Annotated in this window: 20 protein-coding genes; 9 read left to right on the forward strand and 11 right to left on the reverse strand. The window is 68.3% G+C overall.

All coding sequences use genetic code 11. The annotated features are described in order from the left end of the window. Positions 1-123 precede the first annotated feature (123 nt). The 5 genes from ENSA7_RS43830 (at position 124) to ENSA7_RS18035 (ending at position 3,976) form a co-directional block, all read left to right on the forward strand. Positions 124-285, forward strand: a complete 162-nt coding sequence (locus ENSA7_RS43830) for a hypothetical protein (RefSeq protein ID WP_181233861.1) — start codon at positions 124-126, stop codon at positions 283-285. Positions 286-349: 64 nt separating this feature from the next. Continuing rightward, positions 350-1,576 (forward strand): hypothetical protein, encoded by a 1,227-nt coding sequence (locus tag ENSA7_RS18020; protein WP_106090536.1) that lies wholly within the window; start codon positions 350-352, stop codon positions 1,574-1,576. A gap of 9 nt (positions 1,577-1,585) precedes the next feature. Beyond that, positions 1,586-3,040 (forward strand): hypothetical protein, encoded by a 1,455-nt coding sequence (locus ENSA7_RS18025; protein ID WP_106090537.1) that lies wholly within the window; start codon positions 1,586-1,588, stop codon positions 3,038-3,040. Beyond that, a complete protein-coding gene (locus ENSA7_RS18030; RefSeq protein ID WP_106090538.1) occupies positions 3,037-3,831 on the forward strand; it encodes a GNAT family N-acetyltransferase in 795 nt (264 codons plus the stop codon). The genes ENSA7_RS18025 and ENSA7_RS18030 overlap by 4 nt, the downstream gene beginning before the upstream one ends. Then, entirely contained in the window at positions 3,788-3,976 is a 189-nt protein-coding gene (locus ENSA7_RS18035) for a hypothetical protein (RefSeq protein ID WP_106090539.1), read from the forward strand. The genes ENSA7_RS18030 and ENSA7_RS18035 overlap by 44 nt, the downstream gene beginning before the upstream one ends. Positions 3,977-4,026: 50 nt before the next feature. Here ENSA7_RS18035 and ENSA7_RS18040 read toward each other — a convergent pair whose 3' ends face one another. Together ENSA7_RS18040 and ENSA7_RS18045 are read right to left on the reverse strand one after the other, a co-directional pair. Next, positions 4,027-4,902: an RNA polymerase sigma-70 factor gene (locus ENSA7_RS18040; protein WP_106090540.1), complete on the reverse strand. Its 876-nt coding sequence runs from the start codon at positions 4,900-4,902 to the stop codon at positions 4,027-4,029. After that, positions 4,899-5,486, reverse strand: a complete 588-nt coding sequence (locus tag ENSA7_RS18045) for a carboxymuconolactone decarboxylase family protein (RefSeq protein ID WP_106090541.1) — start codon at positions 5,484-5,486, stop codon at positions 4,899-4,901. Before ENSA7_RS18045 ends, ENSA7_RS18040 begins: the two co-directional genes overlap by 4 nt. A gap of 388 nt (positions 5,487-5,874) precedes the next feature. Between ENSA7_RS18045 and ENSA7_RS18050 the strand changes: the two genes are divergently transcribed. After that, positions 5,875-6,729 (forward strand): DUF4215 domain-containing protein, encoded by an 855-nt coding sequence (locus ENSA7_RS18050; protein ID WP_244923838.1) that lies wholly within the window; start codon positions 5,875-5,877, stop codon positions 6,727-6,729. Between the two features lie 146 nt (positions 6,730-6,875). Here ENSA7_RS18050 and ENSA7_RS18055 read toward each other — a convergent pair whose 3' ends face one another. From ENSA7_RS18055 to ENSA7_RS18075, 5 genes are all read right to left on the reverse strand, one after another. Further along, positions 6,876-7,733 carry a metal-dependent hydrolase gene (locus ENSA7_RS18055; protein ID WP_106090542.1) on the reverse strand — a complete coding sequence of 286 codons (858 nt, stop codon included), beginning with the start codon at positions 7,731-7,733 and terminating at the stop codon, positions 6,876-6,878. Between the two features lie 20 nt (positions 7,734-7,753). Beyond that, positions 7,754-8,971 (reverse strand): RCC1 domain-containing protein, encoded by a 1,218-nt coding sequence (locus ENSA7_RS18060; RefSeq protein WP_106090543.1) that lies wholly within the window; start codon positions 8,969-8,971, stop codon positions 7,754-7,756. Between the two features lie 53 nt (positions 8,972-9,024). Next, positions 9,025-9,654, reverse strand: a complete 630-nt coding sequence (locus ENSA7_RS18065) for an RNA polymerase sigma factor (RefSeq protein ID WP_106090544.1) — start codon at positions 9,652-9,654, stop codon at positions 9,025-9,027. Next, on the reverse strand, positions 9,651-10,547 hold the full coding sequence (locus tag ENSA7_RS18070) for a sulfotransferase family protein (protein WP_106090545.1): 897 nt from the start codon (positions 10,545-10,547) through the stop codon (positions 9,651-9,653). The genes ENSA7_RS18065 and ENSA7_RS18070 overlap by 4 nt, the downstream gene beginning before the upstream one ends. A 307-nt stretch (positions 10,548-10,854) precedes the next feature. Next, a complete protein-coding gene (locus ENSA7_RS18075) occupies positions 10,855-11,235 on the reverse strand; it encodes a hypothetical protein (RefSeq protein ID WP_146157826.1) in 381 nt (126 codons plus the stop codon). Between the two features lie 215 nt (positions 11,236-11,450). On the opposite strand from ENSA7_RS18075, the gene ENSA7_RS18080 reads away from it, so the two are divergent. Continuing rightward, entirely contained in the window at positions 11,451-12,314 is an 864-nt protein-coding gene (locus ENSA7_RS18080; RefSeq protein ID WP_181233863.1) for a pirin family protein, read from the forward strand. A 5-nt stretch (positions 12,315-12,319) separates the two neighbouring features. On the opposite strand, the gene ENSA7_RS18085 is transcribed toward ENSA7_RS18080, so the two are convergent. From ENSA7_RS18085 to ENSA7_RS43835, 4 genes are all read right to left on the reverse strand, one after another. Then, a complete protein-coding gene (locus ENSA7_RS18085; RefSeq protein WP_106090548.1) occupies positions 12,320-14,305 on the reverse strand; it encodes a DUF4215 domain-containing protein in 1,986 nt (661 codons plus the stop codon). Positions 14,306-14,413: 108 nt separating this feature from the next. Further along, positions 14,414-15,427, reverse strand: coding sequence for a formylglycine-generating enzyme family protein (locus ENSA7_RS18090; RefSeq protein WP_181233864.1), 1,014 nt, complete (start codon positions 15,425-15,427; stop codon positions 14,414-14,416). Positions 15,428-15,972: 545 nt separating this feature from the next. Continuing rightward, entirely contained in the window at positions 15,973-18,738 is a 2,766-nt protein-coding gene (locus ENSA7_RS18095; protein ID WP_106090550.1) for an MSCRAMM family protein, read from the reverse strand. Between the two features lie 51 nt (positions 18,739-18,789). After that, positions 18,790-19,473: a hypothetical protein gene (locus ENSA7_RS43835; protein ID WP_181233865.1), complete on the reverse strand. Its 684-nt coding sequence runs from the start codon at positions 19,471-19,473 to the stop codon at positions 18,790-18,792. A 315-nt stretch (positions 19,474-19,788) separates the two neighbouring features. Here ENSA7_RS43835 and ENSA7_RS18105 point away from each other — a divergent pair, with 315 nt between their 5' ends. Together ENSA7_RS18105 and ENSA7_RS18110 are read left to right on the forward strand one after the other, a co-directional pair. Continuing rightward, on the forward strand, positions 19,789-21,204 hold the full coding sequence (locus ENSA7_RS18105) for an MATE family efflux transporter (RefSeq protein ID WP_106090551.1): 1,416 nt from the start codon (positions 19,789-19,791) through the stop codon (positions 21,202-21,204). A 22-nt stretch (positions 21,205-21,226) separates the two neighbouring features. Then, on the forward strand, positions 21,227-22,051 hold the full coding sequence (locus ENSA7_RS18110) for a hypothetical protein (protein WP_181233866.1): 825 nt from the start codon (positions 21,227-21,229) through the stop codon (positions 22,049-22,051).

Here is a 22,051-nt window from a genome sequence, read left to right on the forward strand (position 1 = left end):
CGCTGCCCCATTGCGCAGACAGGGAGGAAATCTGACGAAAAATTTCTTCGTCAGATTTCACCGACCGGCGCACAAGGGGGTCAGTGCTCGACACGACGTCGGGCGCGACAAAGAGAAAACATCATGAAGACCATCAAAGAACTCCGCATCTCCGATCTCCAGCAAGTCCGTGGCGCCGCCGAACTCGGTGGCGGTCGCGAGGAGTACACCCGCAACTGCGAGGACGGCTCCTGCAAGAGCAGCGAGATCGGCAAGCAGGCCACTCCCGCCCTCGGCGCGCTCTAGTCCTGATTGGGGCCGGCGACTCCGTCGGCCCCTTTTTTTGCCTTCAGTATCGAGGAACACTCGCGTGAACGAGCCGCTGCAACTCATCGATATGTCAGGTGCGCGCCCGTCCGAGCGACAGGTGCAGGGAGCCGGCGACCAGCTCGCGGCGCTCAGTGCCACTCGTCATATTCTTCAAGACCCCCACACCCGGATCGTTCGGCGTTCAATTGACGCGAACTGGCTGTACGAGACCCGCAGCTCCAAGACATCGGCCGGGTGGAACCCGTTTCGGGGCGAGATCTATATTGCCGACAACTCGCTGGTTGCGCAGTGGCTCGACGATCCTTCCATGGATCTTCGGGTGCTCAACGAGAATGATCTATTTCTGCCCGAATTCGCGTTCTTGCTGCACGATCACCTGCACATCTTCGGGGCCCGCACGATCGCAGAGCTGCGCCCCGAGCTAGCGTTCGGCCACGGGACCCTGGACCCGGCCCGGCTCGAGGAGCACGCGTTCGTGCTGGTCGTGACCGAGGCTGTCGCGACCGTCGGCCTCGACTACTGGGATCTGTGCTGCCGCAACCTCGGTCGCGAGCTCGACATTGGGACATCGTTTGCCCGGCTGACGGTCTCGTATCAGGCCTCGCTCGAGCCCGAGTATCGCCGCTATTGCGAGGACTTCACCGCGCAGACCCCCGACTTTTTTGGCTTGATCGCACGATTTTACTGCACGGGCGCGTTCCCGGGGTTTGACGGCGAGGCCCTGCGTCGCAGCCCGGTCACGCTGGGCTGGCTTCGGCATGAGCTGCTGTATGGCGGATCCCAGCGACGCTACTCGAGGCAGTGGCTGCAACACCTCGCGGGTGTCCAGCACTACGACGCTGGCGCGCTCGAAGCCCCGATCGAGATCCCGGACTGGGGCGAGGACGTGATCGAGGAGCTCGGCGAGCGCCTGTGGGCCAAGGTCAAGCACGGCGATCCATGGTTGCCTGGGGCGCAGCATGCCCCCGAGCAGGCCTGGCGGGCGCCGCAGCGCGGTCCGATCGACTGTCGGTTCACCAACCTCGCCGGGTTCGCAGACGCCGAACGTGAGCTCGCCCGCCGCAGCGTGCTCGAGCCCTCGCGTCCGCAGTGGCGTGAGCAGCTGCTGCGAAGTCGTCGCTATCCGATCGGCGATCCCGACGCGATCGCGGCCGTGAACACGCTGATCCACAGCCCCGACCACGCCGTGGTCGCGTGGGCGGCCAACCAGCTCCCCGCGTACGGGCGGTCCGAGGACGAGCCGCTCGACATGTTCTTCCTCAAGTGAGCGAACGTCATGAACATCGACGACCCACGAACGATCCAGTGGCGACCTGCCAGCCCCTGGGCCACGCCTGTCCCGCTCGCGGCGGCCGACTTCGAGCCGCTGCACGCCGAGCACCGCAGCTGGTGCCTGCGGACGGACCTCGGCGCCATGCAGGCCTTTGGTGTGGCCGGCTTTGACGACGGTGATCTCAGCGTGGGCTTCGCCGACTTTCAGCTGCCTGCTCGCTACCCCGTGGCCCGGCGGCTCGGCTCGGGCCGCGCCGTGTTTCATCAGGGGAAGTACATCAAGGGCGTCGGCCGGACCCAGCTCGCGGCCAACTGGGCTGACGCCAGCGATGTCTTGCACAGCTCGGGGCACATGTATCCGAGCGGGGCGATCCGCGAGTACATCGTCACGCGCTACCTCGAGGCGCGCGGGCTTGGCGATGTGGTGGTGCCGTGTGAGGGCCTCGCCGTGAGGCCGCTCCCTGCCGCGTTTGGCAGCGCGCTGCGAGCCCACGCCGAGCAGATTGGGGTCGCGCTGGCTCCGGCTGACGCGTGCCTGCAGGCGCTGACCTTCAAGCCCGGCAACTTCGCGCGCTGGTCCAACTTCTTGTGGCTGGCGACCCACGCGTATGGCGAGCTCGACGAGGTGATTCGCATGGGCCTGGCCCTGCATCACTTCAGCGACCCGTCCGCCGAGGTCGACACCAACGCGTGCACGCCCACGGCGATCGCCGCCAGCCTCGACGCCGCGGTCGAGCGAACCCGTCGCAACTTCGCGCGCTTCTTCGAGGCCGGGATCTACTGGGGCTCGTTCACCAACAACGCGACGCTCGACGGTCGCTTCTTGGATCTGGAGCTGCCGACCCTGCTGACCGAGCCGATGGTCGTCGCGCTCGCCCCCCACAAGAAGCGCACTGGCCTGTCGAGCGCGGCGACGCCGATCTATCAATGGTTCGGGGCCGAGTTCATCGACGCCGCCAAGGCGCTCGCTGCATGCGTCGCGCTGCTGCGCACGCGGCTCTCGGAGCTGGCCTCGCGCTGCGAGCATGAGAGCGCGGCGGCGTTTTGTCGCGCGACCGTCGAGGCGTTGGGCGAGACCTTTGGTCCTGACCACTGGATTCACGATCGCGAGCAGTGGCGTCGGGAGCTGCGCTCGCGCTATGTGGGCCAGGTCGGCTGTCCCTACGATCCCGAGCCGCTGGTCGAGGCGCTGCTTGGTCAGTCGTCGGTTAGCATCGCGCTTCGCCGCCATGAGCTCGGCTTGGCCGATCCCGAGCCAGCGATCTCCGTCGCCAGCTTCTTTGCCGACGGCGCGTCGCTGCCCGAGGACGCCGACGGCGCTCGTGCGCTGATCAACGGCCTCGTGCAGGAGCTCGATCAGTGCACTCACGTCGACGAGCTGCTTCGCGGGCTGCGGGAGGCGACGGATCAGATCCGGTCCCACGTGCGGCCGCGCGCTCGCCAGGGGGCCGCCGCGTGAGCTCGAACGGTGACGTGACGGCGCGGCCGCAGCTCAGCTACGGGGATCCGCGGCGCGCTCACGAGCTGTTCGCCCTGCGCTCACGGGCCTTCGCCGCGCGGATCGACGGCGAGGCAGCAGGCGGGCGCTGGGTCGAGATCGGCGGCGGCTTTGGGTTCGACTGGGACGGCTACCGTTGGGTCCACGACTTCGGTGACGAGGCGCTCGCGCGCCTCGACGAGCTGCTCGACTGGTTTCAGAGCGGGGTCGCGCCGATGTTCGAGACCTATTGTGGCGAATCGGTTCAGACCACCGCCCAGGCGCTGACCCTGCTTGGCTATCAGCCGTATCACGCTCACGCGTTTTTTGCTGCGCCGCTCGGGTCGCTCGGGTCTGGAGAAGCCGGCGCGGACGTCGAGGTCAGCCTGGACCCCCACGACTTCGGCCGGCTGGGCGCGCAGATGTGGAGCGAAGGGGATCCCGCGCGGGCACGGGCGCTGACCCGTCAGCACGAGGGATCCGAGTGGAGCTGCGTGACCGTGATCGAGCACGGGCGGCCCGTCGCAGGCGCCAGCTTGTTCTTTGACGGGGCCTACGCGTTTCATGCCAACGCGCTGACCCTGCCCGAGTGCCAGGGCCGAGGTCTGCACGCTCGACTGTTGCGCGCGCACATCGAGCTCGCGCGGGCCCGGGGCAAGACGTGGATCGTCGCCGATACTCAGGTTGGGTCGGGCAGCGGTCGCAACCTCGAGCGTGCAGGGCTTCGCTGTGTGGCGACTTGCCTGCACTGGCAGCCGCTGCGACAGGACTGAGCGCCGGGCTTCGCTGATCTCGATCGAGGATCTCGCCGCCGCGGCCACCGAGCTGCGGACCCAGGCCCACCGCGACGCGTACCCCGGCACCGGGCTGCCGCCCACCGGCGACTGGGCCGAACTCTCGCAGCCCTACGCGGGGTAGTTGTTTGTACCCCCCGGCTTGCTAGAGCGCCATCGGCCCACCCCCGCGCGTCAACAGGTCCGGCTCAGTTGCATCGCTTCTCCGAGCCGGGCGAGCTTGTGTGGGTTGGCGACGGCATAGATGCGAGTGATCCGTCCTGCCTCGATGACCAGGCTGATCGCCGCGTGAAGCTCCCCGTCGAGGTCGATCCGCAGCGCGGGGGCGCCGTTGAGCCACATGGCTCCGACGCGGGCTCCGGGCGCGACCCTGGGGAAACCGGCGAGGGTCCGGGCCACACGGTGCGCGCCCACGACTGGGCGGCGGAGCGCGGGGACCAGCCCGCCGCCATCGGCGACGGCCACCACTTCGGGCGCGAGCACGTCGAGGAGACCTTGCAGATCACCGGTCTGGATCGCCGAGCGCAGCCGCTCCACGGCGGCCTGCTGCTCGACGGCGCTGACCTTCATGCGTGGCCGACGGGCCGCCACGTGCACGCGAGCCCGGCGTGCGATCTGCCGGACCGCGGCCGGTGATTTTTGGATCGCGGCCGCGATCTCGTCGTACGGCGTATCGAACACCTCGCGCAGCACGAACACCGCCCGCTCCGTCGGGGTGAGCGTCTCGAGCACCGTGAGCATCGCAATCGAGACGCTCTCGGCGAGCTCGACGTCGTCAGCCACATCGGGGCCCGTCCGCAGCGGTTCGGGCAGCCACTCGCCGACGTAGTCCTCCCGCCGCCGCGTGAGCGTACGAAGCCGGTTGAGCGCCTGCCGGGTCACCGTCCGCACCAGGTAGGCCCGCGGATCATGGACCTCGGCCTGCTCGACGCCCGCCCAGCGGAGCCAGGTCTCCTGCACGACATCCTCGGCGTCGCCAACGGAGCCGAGCATCTCGTAGGCAACCGTGAACAGCAGGCTGCGGTGGGTAACGAAGGGGTCGTCGCTCATGAATGCTTTGTCGTCGTGGGTTGTGCGAGGGGCTGCAGGCCGCAGGACGCCGCGAACCCCTGCGCCTCGATCCCGAGCGCGGTGTTGGTGCGAGCGCCCATGTTCGCGGCCGCGACGAAGGACGTGAGCTCGACCAGCGCGGGAGCACCAAGCTGCTCGAGCAGCGCGGCCGACATCTCGTCGGTGACGGTGGGTGGAGTCTGGCTCATCGCCTCGGCATACTCCATCACCTGCCGCTCGAGCGGGGTGAAGACCGTGGACTCGCGCCAGCGGGGCACCTCGCGGGCCTTGACCTCGTCGAGCCCCTGGTTGTGAGCATGGAAGTAGCCGAGGTCCAGGCAAAACCTGCAGCCGACGAGCGACGCGACCGCCATGTGGGCGAACGACTTCAGGCTCGGATCGACTTGGTTCCAGTTTTTGGTCTTGCGGCTGAACGCGCTGAGGTCCTTGAACACGTCGGGGTGGTTCCACATCACCTCGACCGGCTCGGGTACGGCGCCGAACCTCTTGCGGGTCATGATCTTCACGAGGGCACCGCTGAGTCCGGTGAGCTCGGTCCTGGGGATCCGGGTTGTGCTGGCCATGTCTGCTCCTGTCGTAGATGGGTTCAGCATCGAGACACCGCAGGCAGCGGCGATGTGACATCCAAAATCAGGGCTCGCTCGCGCGACCTGGTGGTGGCGGGCTCACCGGGTTGAGCATGGCGACCAGCGGCACGACACTTGCCACGTTCCTGATCGAGCAAGGTGTCCTGGGCCCCACCTCAGCGCCGCCGGCCACGCCGGGTTTGATCCGGTGGCCAAGAACAACAAGAACGGGCGCAAAAATGCCGCCGCATCGAGCTGCTCTGCTGCCGGAGCTCAGCGAGCTCACGTGGATCATCGAGGAGGCCAAACTCTGATGGCTGGTTCCGACTCTGAGTCACTTGGTCACATGTTGACACGCACACTCGGCTTGCTCGACTCTGAAACCATGAACACTCCGCGTATGCCTGCGTTCGTCCGGCTGTTGGCCGTCCTCGTCTCCACCGGGGCGCTCGCCTGCGGTGACGATCTCTCGATGACCAACAGTGAGACTGGCACCGGGGGAACCGGCTACGAGTCCGGCGACGCGAGCGTGACCGCCGAGGGCGGCGACGGGAACGGAAGCGGGGGCAGCGGGAACGGGAGTGGCGACGGCGACGGTGATGGCAGCGGATCCGCCGAGGCGCACGGTGAAGGTGAAGGCGAAGGCGAAGGCGAAGGCGAAGGCGAGGGCAGCGGCAGCGGCAGCGGCAGCGGCACTGGCACTGGCGACGGCGACGGCGACGGCGACGGCGACGGCGACGGCGACGGCGACGGCGACGGGTCCGTCTGCGGCGACGGCATGGTGGGTCAAGGGGAGAGCTGCGACGACGCCAACAACGTCGACAACGACGGCTGCACAAACGCCTGCACGCTCCCGGCGTGTGGTGACGGCATCGTCCAAGCCGGCGAAGGCTGCGACGACGCCAACAACGTCAACAACGACGGCTGCACAAACACCTGCGCGCTCCCGGCATGTGGCGACGGCATCGTCCAGGCTGGAGAAGCCTGCGATGACGCCAATAACGTCAACACCGACGCCTGCACCAATACCTGCGATCAGGCTGAGTGTGGCGATGGCCTGGTCTGGGCCGGCATGGAGGACTGCGACGACGCCAACAACAACAGCAACGACGCCTGCATCGCGTGTGAGGACGCCGTGTGCGGGGACGGCATCGTGTGGGAGGGCCACGAGCTGTGCGACGACGGCAACAACAACAACATGGACACCTGCGATACGCAGTGCGTGCCGATCCCCCAATAGTGGGAGTGGGACCACTCGTGAGGCCAGCAGGACGGATCCTGCGACCACCGCACGTCGGCGCGAAGCGCTGCAGGTCGCATACCTTGGACAGCGCTACCGCCGACACCGCGTGAGGCCCAGAGCTCTCGCCGACTGCCTTCGCTGTCTCACCCTGCCGGCACAGGGGGCTCCGGGAGCATGGCAGCGTTCCCGTACAGGCGCGTCACGTCGTCACCATTGTTCCAGTGGCCGAGCCACTCCTGGTAGTAGTCGGGCAGCGGCTGGTGCTCGGGATTGTGCCAGGGGACCTGCGACGCGAAGATGCCAAACGTCGACCGGAGCTTGGACGAGAGCGGGACGCTGGCGAAGGGGTCGCCTTTGTAGCAAGACGCTGGCACGTCATGCACATGAAGCTTGAATTCCTCGAGCAACATGTCGACCAGCGATATGCTGAACTTCATGAAGCGACGGGTGTTGCGCAGGCGATAGCCGTAGTTCCCCACGAGGTGGTTGTAGACAGCGAGCGCTGAGCTGCGGTGCTCGATCTCTTCGCAGAAGTGCCACAAGAACAGCGAGACCACGCGGGGGTCCCCGCCGCCGAACAAGACGGCGCGATTGTCGAGGACCATCTTGAAGAAGGGGGTGAAGATGGCCTCGAGTCCGCCTGAGTGGGCCAGCGCGAAGTTGAGCGGATGGGCGTCGTACAGGTCATCGTAGATCTGGATGACCTTGTCGAGAGTGGACTGCAGCCCCGGGTATTGCTTGATCAGCGCTTTGACGTGCGTCTTGTGGGCAGCCGAGTGAACGGCCTCCTGCTTGCGAAAGAGCTTGGCCTCGGCGGCGATCTCGGGGTCGGTGATCTGGGTCTCGGCCTTGCGGGTCGCCCGGCAGATGTATCGCTCGAAGCCGATCGCCAAGAAGCTGATCTGGTTGAGCAAGATGGCGAAGCGCGGCTGGTCCGGGTTCCACAGGAAGGGGACGCCGTCCAGGTCCCACGCGATCGTTCGAATCTCGAGGTTAGACATGTCTATTATCTTTCTCTCACTCAGCCGCGGGGGTTCGGCCCCAGCGCCCCGCGGTCCGCGAGGCCCCAGCAGTAGACCTTGCCGCCGGACACGACGCAGGTGTGTCGATGGCCGGCCGCGACATCAACCACGCCGCGGACGCCCGCCAACTTGGAGGGGGTCGGCTTGGAGCTCCGGCTGGCGTCGATCTGGCGGTCGGCGTTGTCGCCCCAACAGCGCAGGTCGGCGGCGGAAAACAGCGCGCAGGTGTGCTGGTCGCCGGCGACGATGTCCTTCATGCCGGCCAGCCCACCCACGACCCGAGGCGTGCGCTCCCGATCCGTCCCGGCCCCGAGCCCCAGCTGCCCCTGGCGGCCGTCGCCCCAGCAGACAAACTCGCCGCCGTGCCGCCGCGCGCAGGTGTGCCGCCCCCCAGCAATGACCCACTGCGCGTCGGTCAGTCCCTTGACGGGCCGCGCGTTGGACCTGGAGGCGATGGCCCCGTCGCCCAGCTGCCCCTCGGTGTTGCGTCCCCAGCACATCACACGTCCGCCGTGCTCGGCCACGCAGACATGCTCACCGCCCACCGCCATCGAAACTGCAGGAGAGATGCCGCCGATCGCTTGCGGTTGCGGGAAGGCCCGCTCGTCGCCCGATCCGATCTGGCCGTTGGTGCCCACGCCCCAACACACCACCTTGCCCCCCTGTCGCAGCGCACACGCAAACCCGTCGCCGACCCCGATGTCCGTCGCGTCGGACAGCTGAGCGACCGCTGTGGGTCGGGTACTCCACACGCCGACCTTGGCCCCTCGCCCGTCTCCGAGCTGCCCGTTCTGGTTGTTGCCCCAGCAAACAACCGCGCCAGACTTGCGCCGGGCGCAGCTGAAGTCTCCGCCGGCCTCGATCTCGACGGCGTCGGTGAGCCCCACGACGGCGACCATCGCCGTGCTGTCCTCGCGAGCCCCGTTGCCGAGCTGTCCGTAGGTGTTGCGTCCCCAGCACATCACGGCGCCCGACTTTCGGCGCGCGCAAGTGTGCATGTTTCCCGCGGACACCTCGACAAATGGGTCGACGCGAGGGGCGGCGGGTCGTGGCGTTGCGGGTGCTTGCGTTGACCCTGTCGCGGCTGGAGTTTTGGGTGACGTTGTCTTCGGCGAGGTGCTCCAGTCGCAGCCGAGCGCCAGGCCCATCGTCAGGATCCACGCGGCGCCGATGTTCGGGGCGCGACGGGCTGCGAGCTGCTCGGGGCTGCGGGGCATGCTGAATCGTAGCGTTTTACGGTCGCAGGTGCTTCACGACGGAACCGCTCCGCTCACTCGTCGAGCTCGCGCCGCAGCTGCAGGGCCCAGCCGTCGAGCCCGCGCAGCGTGGTCTCGAGCTGCTCGTTCGACTCCGCCAGGGCGCGCATGTGCTCGTCGAGCCGCGCCCGCCCTCGATGCATGCGCGTCTTGATCGTGGAGGCCGGCAAGTCCAGGACCAGCGCGATGTCGTTGATGCGCATGTCCTCCCAGTAGTGCAGCTCGAGCATCAGCTGGGTGTCGATCGGCAGCTGGCGCAGCGCGGCCAGCAGCAGCTTGTTTTGGCCGTGGGCGTCGAGCAGCGACGGCGCCGAGCGATGCAGGCCCGCGATCGTGGCGTGCTGGGGATCAAACCGCTCACGATCGCGGATCGTGTTGCGCAGGTGCTCGAGCAATTTCTTGCGGGCGATCGCAAACAAGAAGGTGCGAAAGCTGGCGTCGTCGCGGAACCGGGCGAGGCCACCATCGAGCAACCCGAGGAAGGTCGCCTGAACCAGGTCTTCGGCCTCGGCGCCGACCTTGCTCATGAAGAATCGGGCGATGCTCTCGTGGTGGCGCTGCAGCAAGGTTGCGCCCGCCGATGCTTCACCCGCTCGCCAGCGCGACAGCAGCTCCTCGTCGGGCAGCGCCGCGAGCTCGCTCATCCTCCCCAGTCCATCGATCCGGGCGGCAGGCCACCGTCGGACCCCGGCTCGGGCTCGGCCGCTTCAGCCTTGCCCGCCGCTGCCCGCCGCTTGCGTCGCGCGAGCTGATCCTCCTGCACGGCCTGCTGCGCCGCCTGGATCCGCGGCACCAGCTTTTGATTGGCAGCGTTGAGCTTGCGAATGAAGCTGTGCTCGAGCCCCTTGCTCTCGTGGATCGTGTTGTAGAGCTCGTCGAACAGCGCGGCGAACTCGGGCTCGATGCTGTCGGAGCTGGGCCGGGTCTGGGTGCGGTTGCGCGGCTCGACGGCGGCGACGGCCTTGTCCGCGTCGATCTCGGGATCGCCGATCCACGCGAGCGTCTTGCGGATCACATCCTCGGGATCCGTGAGCAGCCCGTCGTAGCTCTGCACGTGCACGGGAAACCGGCGGATCGCAATGTCGCGGACCAGGGCGAAATTTTCGCTCCACCACTCGAGCACCGGGGAGAAGCGCACGGGGTCGGGCGAGTCGGGCGACCGCTCGCGCCGGGCTTGATCTTCCATGTCATACAGGCGCGTCAGCGAGCTCTCGTACTCCCGCCACTCGCGGACCGTGGCCACGACCTTGCTGATGTAGGCGCGATCGCTGCGAACCAGGCCGGGGATGAACACCTTGACCACGTGGCGCGTGACCTGCTCGGGGAAGAAGTAGGCGCCCGTGCGCGGGTGGGGGTTGGTCCGCCAGTAGATGCCCTGGCGCAGCAGCGACTCGTAGAAGCCCGAGGGGTTGGCGTCGCGGATCGTCTCGCCCCAGTTCGCGGGGAACGCCTCGCCGAACGGCGGAAACCCGGCCGCGATCAGGATCTGCATCCACATCGAGGTGCCGGAGCGCTTGGTGCCAGTGATGATGATCATGGAGGCACCTGAGGGTAACCAATAAAGCAGCCGCCCGGCGGCACGAGCGAACCCTCGAGTTGGATGTCCCGTTCGAGGGAGGGTGGGTCATCCACGAGCCGTCGTGCGCTAGGCATTGCACCACGGGCTCCTAGCGCAGGTTCACAGCACATTCGCAACACCACGCTCTCAACGCTTCGTGGCATGCCCTCGACGGCCTGACTCACCTGTCTGCGCCGAGCGGTGGCGACGGCGTCCCGCGCTTCGTAGAAGGAGCCGCCCGGCGCGAGGCCGGGCGGCTGTCGTTTGGTCGGTGCTGCTTGGAATCCTAAGAGCGGGCCAGCTGTGGGCGCGAGGTCGCGGGCGCGCCGAGCATCGTGTGCATCAACGGCGGTCCGCCAACCCGGGCGACGAAGGTTCGCGGCCCGCATTGAATGCGGATGCGGGCGCCGTAGGGCAGGGGCAGCCGGGCGCCGCCGAGCTCCCGGTTGGTCAGGGCCGGGTCGACGAGCATGTGGGCGACGGTCATGCGGCTGACACCGATGCGCAGCTCGCCGATCATGCCGGGGAGCACCTGCAGCACCGGGCGGCCGGTCGCGTCGATCTCGAGCAGCGCGAAGTCCTCACGCCCGCCCAGGATCTCGGCGGGGGTGGTCGTTGGATCAAGCACGAAGCGGCTCGCGCGGTCGTGACCGCCGAATCGGGCCATCACGTGAAAGAGCCAGCCACTTCGCTCTCGAAGTTTGGCTGGCTCTGGAGTTGCAGGCGCCCCGTCGATCAACTCGACGATCTCCACTGGTGGGAGGGGAATTCGCCCTGGCTGCTGCGCGCGTCGTCCCACGTGCAGGCCCAAGACGCACCAGAAAAAATTTTGTTCCCCCGCGCGAGATGCGTACCCGGGGACTGGCCTATCGTCGGGGCTCGATGCGACGTCGTGAGATCCTCGAGGGGGCGCTGGCGCTGGGGGCGGTCGCGCCTGTGAGTCAGGTGCTTGGGTGCGTGGAGCCGCCGAGCGGCGCGGCGGCTGGGTCGGCGGGCGCGTCGGCCAGGCGGGCGCCGGCCCGGGTGCTGCAGCGGATCACGTCGCACGCCGCGATCGACGGGGCGGGCGCGACGGTGCAGCGTGTGTTCCCCGGTCCGGATCTGCGCCACCTCGATCCCTTCGTGGTGCTCGACGACTTCGACGTGCGGCGGCCCGCGGGCTTCCCTGATCATCCGCACCGTGGGTTCGAGGCGTTCACCTACATGATCGAGGGCGCGTTCCACCACCGCGACTCGATGGGCAACGACTCGGTGATCGGCCCAGGTGGCACCCAGCGGTTCTGCAGCGGCAGCGGGGCGCGGCACTCGGAGATGCCTGGCACCGACGGGGCCAACCGGGGGCTGCAGCTGTGGGTCAATCTCCCGCGGCGGCTCAAGCAGATGGCGCCGAACTACGTGGGGATCGCTGGCGCCGACATGCCCGTGTTTCCCGGTGAGGGCCACGTGCTGCGCGAGGTCGTGGGTCCGCGCTCGCCGGTCTCGCTGCAGACCGAGGTCGAGTACTTCGACCTCGAGCTGTTCGCCGACGCGAGCTTCGAGCACGAGGTGCTGGTCGGCCGCAACGCGCTGATCTACGTGCTCGAGGGCGAGGTCTCGCTGCTCGGTCAGCGACTCGCCCGCGGCGAGGCGCTGCTGCCCACGTCCGGCGTCGTGAACATCAGCGCGGCGCAGCCGAGTCGGGTGTTGTGGCTGTCGGGCAAGCCGCACGGCGAGCCGATCAACCATCGCGGACCGTATGTAGATTAGTCGAACTACTGCTGGAAGCAGTAGATCGGCATCACCACGGTGCAGCTCGTGCCCGGCGCGAAGTTGCAGGCGGTCCAGGTGCTGGTCACCGACACCGTGTTGCCGATCGAGCCCGACGAGCCCGCGGCCTGGGTGAAGTTGTTGCACCGACCCATTCCCGGCGCCGGGGTGCCGTCGAACGCGGTCCCGGTCCGAGCGACGCGAAACCCACCGCAGGTGGCGGCGGTGGTCGGCGTGGGTGTGCCCAGCTCGGTGCGGTCGATCGGGGCGTGGAGGGTGCCGTCGGTGAGGTCGGTCCAGCTGTCGGCGATCTTGGTCCCGGTGACCAAGTAGTAGGGCATCAGCGAGTGGGTAAACCGCGCCGCCGGGTTCTCACCGACGACGTTGGTCGAGATCCACGCCATGTAGTCGCCGGGCAAGTTGGCAGCTGCCGCCCGCGCGCTGCAGATCGCGTCGGCGCCCACGATTCCGCCGATCGCCCCGGTGTGCACGGTGCTGGTCGCAAACACGAGCTTGACGGCGACCTGGCACATGTCGCAGCCGTCGTTCGGCTCGACGTTGGCGTCGTCGCACTGCTCGCCGGGCTGCACGAAGCCATCACCGCAGATCGCGTTGGTGCAGGCGTTGGTGCATGCGTCGGTGTTGAACAGGTTGCCGTCGTCGCACGCCTCACCCATCTGCACGAAGCCGTCGCCGCAGACCGCGTTGGTGCAGGCGTTGGTGCACGCGTCGGTGTTGTCGAGGTTGCCGTCGTCGCACGCCTCGCCCGGCTGCGCGAAGCCGTCACCACAGGCAGCGGCGGTGCAGGCGTTGGTGCACGCGTCGGTGTTGATCATGTTGGCGTCGTCGCACTGCTCGCCCGGCTGCTGAAATCCGTCGCCACAGACCGCGTCCATGCAGGCGTTGGTGCACAGATCGGTGTCGAACTGATTGGCGTCGTCGCACTCCTCGACCCCCTCGTGCACGAAGCCGTCGCCGCAGGTCGCGTCCACACAGAAGATGCAGGCGTCGGTGCTGATGTCGTTGCCGTCGTCGCACGCCTCGACGCCCTGGTGGACGATCATGTCGCCACAGACCGCGCCCGTGCACATGTTGGTGCAGCCGTCGTTGTCATTGTTGTTGCCGTCGTCGCAGGTCTCGGGCGGCTGGACCAGGTTGTCGCCGCAGACCTCGTCCTGGCAGGTCGGGCCGCAGCCATCGAAGGCCTCGATGTTGCCGTCGTCGCACTGCTCACCCGGCTGGACCACGTCGTCACCGCAGACCTCGAGCTCGCAGCTGGGGCTGCAGCCGTCGAAGGGGTCATTGTTGCCGTCGTCGCAGCCCTCGCCCGGCTGGATCAGGCCGTCGCCGCACTGCTCGTCCTGGCAAGTGGGATCGCAGCCATCGAACGCGGCGGTGTTGCCGTCGTCGCACTGCTCGCCCGGCTGCACGATGCTGTCTCCGCAGACTTCGAGCTGACAGTTGGGGCCGCAGCCATCGAAGGGATCGGTGTTGCCGTCGTCGCAGGCCTCGTCGAGCTGTTGGACACTGTCACCGCAGCCCTCGACCATGCACGTGGCGCTGCAGCCATCGAGGTCGTCGGTGTTGCCGTCGTCGCACGCCTCGACGCCGAGGTAGGTGATCCCATCGCCGCACGCCGCGTCGCTGCAGATGTTCGTGCAGGCGTCGCCGTCGTCGAGGTTGCCGTCGTCGCAACTCTCACCGTCGTCGACGACCCCGTCGCCGCAGTAGCTCACGTCGGCGTCGCCATCGCCATCACCACCGAGCGTGTCGCCATCACCGTCACCGGGATCGCCATCGCCATCACCATCACCATCACCATCTCCATCACCGCCGAGCGTGTCGCCATCGCCATCGCCGACTGACGATCCCGTGTCGGAGTCGGAGTCGGAGCTCGGCGGGATGATGGCGGCGTCGTCGACACAAGCGAGCGTCAGCGAGGCGAGCAGTGACGCCGCCGTGAACCGGGACACGAGGTAGTGGGTCTGCATCCCGGGATCTGAGCGGATTTCAGATCCCGGCGTACGAAAATCAGCAGGACTGGAGACAAGATAGAGCGAAGGAGCCCGGGTAGGATCGGGCTCCTTCGCGTCGAGTCGCTACTGGCAGCAGCGGATGCCCGTGCTCGAGTTGCGGGTGTTGCGAGGCCGCTTCGAGTCGATGGCGCAGCGCAGGTCGTTCGGGATCGAGAAGTACGAGCCGCCCCGGCGGCGGCAGTCCTGATCGCTGTCGGCGATGTTCTGGATGGTGCCGCAGGCGCTGGTCCACTCCCACACGTTGCCGCTCATGTCGTACAGCCCGGGCGCTCCGCCCTCACAGGTGTCGATCGTACCGACCGGCGCAAGCTGGCCAAGCCCGAGCTCCGAGCCGTTGCAGGCCATCGGGTCGTACCCGAGGCCATAGGGATAGGTCACGGCGCCGTCGGCCGAGCAGGCCCGGTACCACTCGTTGGTCATCGCGTTGTTGACGTCGGCGAGGCCGGCCGGCTGGCCACCGACCAGACCGCACAGGTGCTGGCCAGCCCAGTCGCAGTAGGCCCACGCGTCGCACCAGTCCACGCCACCGACGGGCAGGGACTGATCGCCGTTGCCCTGTCCAACCCACGAGTCGGGCACGAAGTTGACCTTCCACGAGCAGGTGGACGGCAGCACCTCGAGCCCGACGTCGGCGGCGAGGAACTCTGCGTAGTCGGCGACGGTGGTCTCGGTCGCGCGGATCGAGAAGTCGCCGAGGTCGATCAGGCCGTCGCCGTCGCCGTCGCCGTCGCCATCGCCGTCGCCGTCGCCCGTGTCGCCGTCGCCGTCGCCATCTCCGGTGTCGCCGTCTCCGTCACCAGTGTCGCCGTCGCCATCTCCGTCGCCGTCACCAGTGTCGCCGTCGCCGTCGCCGTCACCGTCGCCGTCGCCCGCGGGGTCGCCGTCGCCGTCGCCGTCGCCGTCGCCGGTGGTCGTGGTGCCGACGGTGTCGTCGGTCTCACCAGTGTCGAAGGTATCGAGGGTGTCGGTGGCTGTGTCGTCAGTGTCGCTGGTGGCGGCCTCGACGAGACCCCGATCGGCGCAGCCGAGGGGCAGGGTGAGAAGGCAGGTGAAGGACAGGTACCGCAGTGATCGCATGCTCAAAACTCCGCGCCGGCCATCATGTCGAGGGCCGGGGCCCACGAGTATGCGTCGAACGAGGCCTAGGGCGCACGAAATTCGCGGATGATGAGCTGCCAACTGTCCCTCACTTGCGCCCCGCCTGCGGGTGTGAGGGGGCATGTTTGCGCAGTGGCGATCGATTTCGAGCGGCTGTCGGGGCACACGCGCGGAGCGTTGATGTTCGTCACACTTCACCGACTGCGCCAGGTGGGTCCGCTCCGCGGACATCCTGGGTCGAGGCTGTAGCAAGTGATGAACGGAAGACGCGTCGACGGCACGCGATGACAGCGATCGCTTCCGGACCGCCTGGACCAAGGTCACCCATCTGCCCGTCCCGCGCAGAGCCACAGCGCGCGATGCGAGAGCCAGTTCGTTGAGCCCGTCGCCAACTCGCGTAGCTCGGACAACGGAATCTCGTCCGCGAGCAAGTATGCGAGCGTCGGCGTTGTCGGCGGCGAACACCCAGCGGCGGTGCTGCGTGGTCCAAGCACCACTGGCGCGTGCCGAACTTCCGCGCTCTGCTACTCGGGCTCGGCTTGCATCATCCCTGCCATTGCTTGCTCGCGCAGCTCGCCGAGCTCGACATCCTGGCCGCCTTCGACCACGAACGGCTTGATCACGATCGGCATCGGCACGCCTGGCGCCTGCGCGATCAAGACCCGCGCCCCCGCGGCAGCGCGCGCCTCGAAGCTGCCGTCCGCTTTGGTCACGATCACCGGGTCCGAGTCGTCCCGACTGATCTCCACCCGCCCGCCGTCGCCGGTGCCGATCAGGATCTCGGCGTTGGCGATCGGCGCGCCGTGTTCATCCACGATCGTCCCGGTGACCTTGGCGATGCGCGCGAGCGCGAGCTCGAGGTCTTCGGTCTCGCCCGGCTTGATCTCGACGCTGACGCTGGTCGCCCCGTCCTCTGCGCTGGCCTCGACGGTGTAGCGTCCGGGCTCGAGCCGCTCGATCTCGAAGCTCCCATCGCGCACGCGCACGACTCGCTCGCTCGGGCCGATCACCCGCAGCATACAGGTGGCTGGCCGATCATCGCTGAGCACCTTGCCCGTGAGCGCGCCGAGTGGAGCCAGGTCCAGGCGAACGTTGGCGTCGGGGCGGACGCGCTCGAGCGTGGCCTTGCTGACGCCGCCGTCGAGCTCGGCGGTCAGCGTGTAGTCGCCGCGGCGCAGCTGGGTGAACTCGAACCGGCCGGCCTGATCGCTGAGCACGGGCGGCAGGGTGCTGATCGTGCTGCCGTCGTTGCTCGCCACGATCATGCGCATCTCGGAGCGCTGCTCGGGTTCCCCATCTTCGTCTGGCTGGGGCTGCTCGTTCGGGATGAACGCCGCGCTGACCCACGCGTCGGCGACCGGTTGGCCCTCGGCGTCGCGCACGGTCCCCGTAATTGTTCCGTCGCGCGGCTCGATGCGGAGCACGAGCTCCTTGGTCTGAGCGTCAGCGAGCTCGAGCTCGAGTCGGTCACCGGTCTGCATCGGCAGCAAGTCGCCGCGCGCGTCGACGACCTCGATGGACCACGCACCCGCTGCGAGGCCGGCGATCTCGAACCGGCCCTCGGTGGACGTCGGTGAGCTCGCGGCGGTCAGCTCCCGGCCGTTGACGTTGACGCTCAGCGAGCTGGCCCCCTGGCGCTTGCGAGCTCGCACGCTGACGTCGCTGACCAGCTTGCCTGCGTAGTCCTCGACGTGGCCCGACAAGATCGCCCGCTGGGTCAGCGCGATGACGACGTCTCGTGCACCGTCGGGACCAACCTCGACCTCGACGCTGCCACCCCGGCCGTCGGGCGTGCGGGCGTCGAGGGTGTAGTGACCCGGCTCGACCGGGCCGAGCTCGAACGCGCCCGTGTCCGCGGCCGCGTGGGTCGAACCCGCAGCCGCGAGCATCATCATGCCGCCGCCCATCCGCATGTTCTCGGGCCGCAGCTCGATCGCAACCTCCGCGTGGGTCGCCGGCTCGACCCGGCCGCGGATGCTCAGGCCTCGCTCGAGCTCGAGCACGACCGAGTTCGCTCGCTCGCCGATGTCGATCATCGTCGGCGGGCCGTCGGGGGTGGTCCAGCCCTCGGCCGACGCGAGCGCGCGGTAGCTGCCGGGCAGCACCCCTTGGATCGTGAACTGGCCGCTCGCGTCGGTGAGCGCGGACAGGCCTGGGTTGAGCTGCGACATCAGCTCGACGCGCGCGCCCGCGATCGCCTGGCCGTCGCCGCTGGCGACCACGCGGCCGCTGAGATCCTGGGCCGCGGTCAGCATCAGCTCGATCCCCTCGACGCGCTCGGCGATGCCGACCGGGATCTGGATCGGCGACTCGCTCGCCAGCGAGGTCGCGCGGCCGCTGAGCTCGATCAGCCCTGGCGGCAGCCCGCTGATGCGGAACCGACCGTTGGCGTCGGCGAACAGCTCGCCGCCGCGCTCGCGCACGCTGACCTGGCCGCCGTCCGGGAGCACGATCGCCCGCTGCTTGGCCCACTCGACCATGGCGCCCGGGACCGGCCTGCCGTCCGACTCGCGCAGGACCACGCCCTCGATCACGGCGGTCGGGACCAGGGCGAAGTCGTGGGTGAGCGCCTGCCTGGCCAGCTCGAGCACGACCGACTCGCTGCTGTAGTCGGGGTGACTGGCGCGCACGCGGTGACGACCGTCGGGCAGCTGCACGAGGTAGCGACCCTGCTCGTCGGTCACGGTGAAGTAGCTGTCTCGCTCGCGCATGTGGAGGATCCCCGACTGCGGGGTGACCTGCACGAGCGCGCCCTCGATCACGCCACCGGTCTTGTCGGCGACGACGCCCGAGAGGCTGTTGCCGCCGGGCTCGAGCCGCAGATCCAGTCCGGTGTGCTCGGCGGCCGGGCGCAGCGTGAGCTCGGGGACCACGCCCGCGAGGAACCCTGGAGCCGTGGCTGACAGCGCGTAGCGGCCCGCGGGGATGTGGGTGAGCGACCAGCTGCCCTCGTCGTCGGTCCGCGTGGTGTGGGGCTCAGCCGAGCTGTCCTGGTCGGCGTCGAGCGAAACGAGGGTCACGAGCGCGTCGGGGATCGCCTCGCCGTTGGTCGACCGGACTTGGCCGGCCGCGCTGGTCGAGGCTCGCTGGTCTGCGTCGATCTTGCTGGGCGTCGGCTCGACCCCTGAGCCTCGCTCGCCAGCGGTCGCCGACGGCTCGGGCGAACTAACGTTGGTGCCCGCGTCACGGCCGAACGCGAACCACAGCGCGCTGATCGCGAGCAGCGCGGCGCCGATGAACAGCCACAGCTTCGAAGATGGGGTGGGGGGAGGCGTCGTAGGGGTCGGCATCGCGGGCGCTGCGGACCCCTACGAGGTCGCGGCAAAAACGTGACGACTGAACTACTGGCCGTAGACGCAGATCGGATCGATCCCGACGTTCTCCGACTGGCACTTCATACCCATCGGGCAGACCTGGTCGTTGTCGCAGCTGATGTAGCAGCGCTTCTGAAAGAAGTTGCCGTTCATGAAGATGCACTTGATGGTGTGCTCGGGGACGCTGGGGCAGTCGTTGACGTTGTTGCAGTCCTGCGAGCAGACCTGATAGCTGTCGAAGTTGTCGACGAAGCAGTACTCGTCGGGCAGGCACTGGGCGTCCTGTTTGTTGGGGCAGTTGCCGTAGTAGTCCCCGAGGTCGCCGTCCCCGTCGCCGTCTCCGGTGTCGCCGTCGCCGTCGCCGGTGTCGCCGTCGCCAGTATCGCCGTCGCCGTCGCCAGTATCGCCGTCGCCGTCGCCGTCACCAGTGTCACCGTCGCCATCGCCAGTGTCGCCGTCGCCATCGCCATCGCCGGGATCACCATCGCCGGGATCACCATCGCCGGGATCACCGTCGCCGTCTCCGTCCGCGTCGCCATCGCCCGACATCGAGGCGCTCCCGGACTCCGCGTTGGTGCTCGACGAGTCGCTGTCGCTGCCGCTCGACGTTGCGTCAGTTCCGCCTCCGACTCCGCTTCCAGCTCCGTCGAAGCTGCAGGCGAGCGCGAGCGCGAGGCACGTGGCGAGACCCAGAGACCCAAGGCGGTGCATGCGTGGAGCATGTCAGCTCGCCCGCGGACCCGGCAACCGCGGCGGGCTGCTTTCAGCTCGGGCGAGGCTGTTTTCAGCTCGGGTCAGGCTGTTTTCAGCGCGGGCGAGGCTCCTCGCCCGCTTGCAGGCGTCATTCGTAGTTTGGTTCACCGTGGGCAGCGGGGTGTTTCAGCTCGGGTCAGGCTTGGCCTACTTGCGGAACAATGGGTGCCGGGACGGGCGTGAGCATGCGCGTTCACGGCGGTGGCCAGTGCGACTGGAAATCTCGGTATCGCAGACTAGCCTCGCGCCTCGCCGCGAACGCGCGGATGTGCCATGCAGTCGCAAACCCAGCACCCGGTCGCGGCCGGGTCGACGCTCGAGTTGGTCCGCAAGCTGCTGACGATCGCCGGGCCCGTCGTGCTCACGCAGCTGGGCATGATGGGCTTTGGCCTGGTCGACACCCTGATGCTGGGTCGCGTGGGTGTCGCCGAGCTGGACGCAGCCGCGCTCGCCAACGTGTGGCTGTGGGGCATGTCGATCTTCGCGATGGGCGTGGTGTTTGGGCTCGACCCGATCATCGCCCAGGCCCACGGGCGCGGTGACAGCGAGCGCACGGGGCTCGCGCTGCAGCAGGGCATGGTCGTCGCGGTGTTGCTCTCGATCCCGCTGATCGGCTCGGGGTGGCTGGCCGAGGAGGCGCTGATCGGCCTGGGTCAGGACCCCGAACTCGCCCGCCTGGCCGAGGTCTACCTGCGCGTGCAAGTGTGGAGCCTGCTGCCGCTGCTGTGCTTTTACGTGCTCCGCCAGTACCTCCAGGGTCGTGAGCTCGTCGCCGCCGCGCTGTGGGTCACCCTGCTGGCCAACGTCCTCAACATCGCGGGCAACGAGCTACTGATCTTTGGCGCATCAGTGGGCGGGCTCGAGATTCCGGCCATGGGTCTCGAGGGGGCCGGGCTCGCCAGCGCGATCACCCGGACCTTCTTGGCGGTGGGCCTGGTCGCGTGGACGTGGGTCAAGGGCCTGCACCACGGCGCCTGGCAGCCGTGGAGCGCGCGGGCTCTGGATCCGCGCGGCCTGCTCGAGATCCTGCGCTACGGCGTGCCCGTTGGCTTGCAGTACACCCTCGAGGTCTGGGCGTTTCAGGCCTCGACGCTGCTCGCGGGCGAGCTCGGCCGCAACGCGCTCGCGGCCCACACGATCGTGCTCAACGTGGCGTCCCTGACCTTCATGGTCCCGCTGGGCATCTCGTTTGGGGTCAGCACGGTGATCGGTAATTTGCTCGGATCCGGTCGCCTGCAGGCCGCGCAGCGGACCGCCTGGATCGGGTTCGCGCTCGGGGGCGGGGCGATGTTGGTCTCGGCCGTGCTGCTGATCTCCCTGCGCGAGCTGCTGCCCGGGCTGTACACGGACGAGCTCGCGGTCGTGACCCTCGCGGCGGGGATCCTGCCGATCGCCGCCGCCTTCCAGCTGTTCGACGGCGTGCAGGTGGTCGGCGGCGGGATCATGCGCGGGATCGGTGACACGCTGCCCGCCGCCGTGTTCAACGCGGTCGCCTACTACGGCGTCGCGCTGCCGCTGGCGGGCTACTTCGTGCTGGTCCGTGGCGCCGGGCTGGCGGCGATCTGGTGGTCACTGGCCCTCGGTCTGGCGCTGGTCGCCGGGACCATGCTGGTCTGGGTCCGCCTGCGGGGCCCGGAGACGCGGACCTCGGCAACTGCAGATCGGCCCCCGATCGAGCTGGGCGCATGATATGAGAGTCACGCTCACGCCCGTGGACGCCTCGATCATGCTCGCGCCTCGCTCATCCTTTCGCCGTGTCTGTTCTTCTTCGCTGCTGCTCGCTGGCATGCTTGGCGCGCTCGGGTGCAGCGACATCGGCACCCACGAGCTGGCGATCGAGGGCAACGAAGCGATCACGCAGAGCATCGACGCGAGCGCGACCGACGGCTGGACGATCACCTTCACCAGCTTCGTGGTCGTCGTCCACGATCCCGGGTTGATCGAGCGTACCGACAACGAGCCGACCTGGGTGCGCGAGAACGGGGTCACGGTCTGGGAGCTCGTCAGCGGTCTCGCCGAGGGCGAGGCGCTCAGCCGGCAGATCCGCGCGACCAGCTACGACGGCGCCGACTTTCGGATCGCGCCCGCCAGCGCGAGTGGCTACGACGCCGTGATCGGCAACGCCACGACCGAGCAGGTCGAGGCCGCCGTCGACGGTGGGTGGTCGATCCACGTGATCGGCGAGGCCAGCGACGGCATGCAGTCGGTCGACTTCGACTGGACCTTTGACACGAACACCCGCTACCGCTGCAAATTCGAGGGCGACGAGGTCGTGGCGCTGGCCGCCGACGGGACCGAGACCTCGGTGATCGAGATCATGGGGGATGCGCTGTTTCGGACCGAGGCCGAGGCCGATGACGCGCCGCTGGTGTTTCAGCCGATCTTCGACGCCGACGCCAACGTGGACGGGCAGGTCACCAATGACGAGCTCGAGGCCGCGGGGTTGATGGATACGATGGTCGAGCTCACCCGCGAGCTCGGTGGCGTGCGCGGGGCAGGGGCCTGTCCTGGGTTCGAGGGCGGCGCGAACGACTGA

Source organism: Enhygromyxa salina (assembly GCF_002994635.1).
Classification (GTDB): Bacteria; Myxococcota_A; Polyangia; order Nannocystales; family Nannocystaceae; genus Plesiocystis; species Plesiocystis salina_B.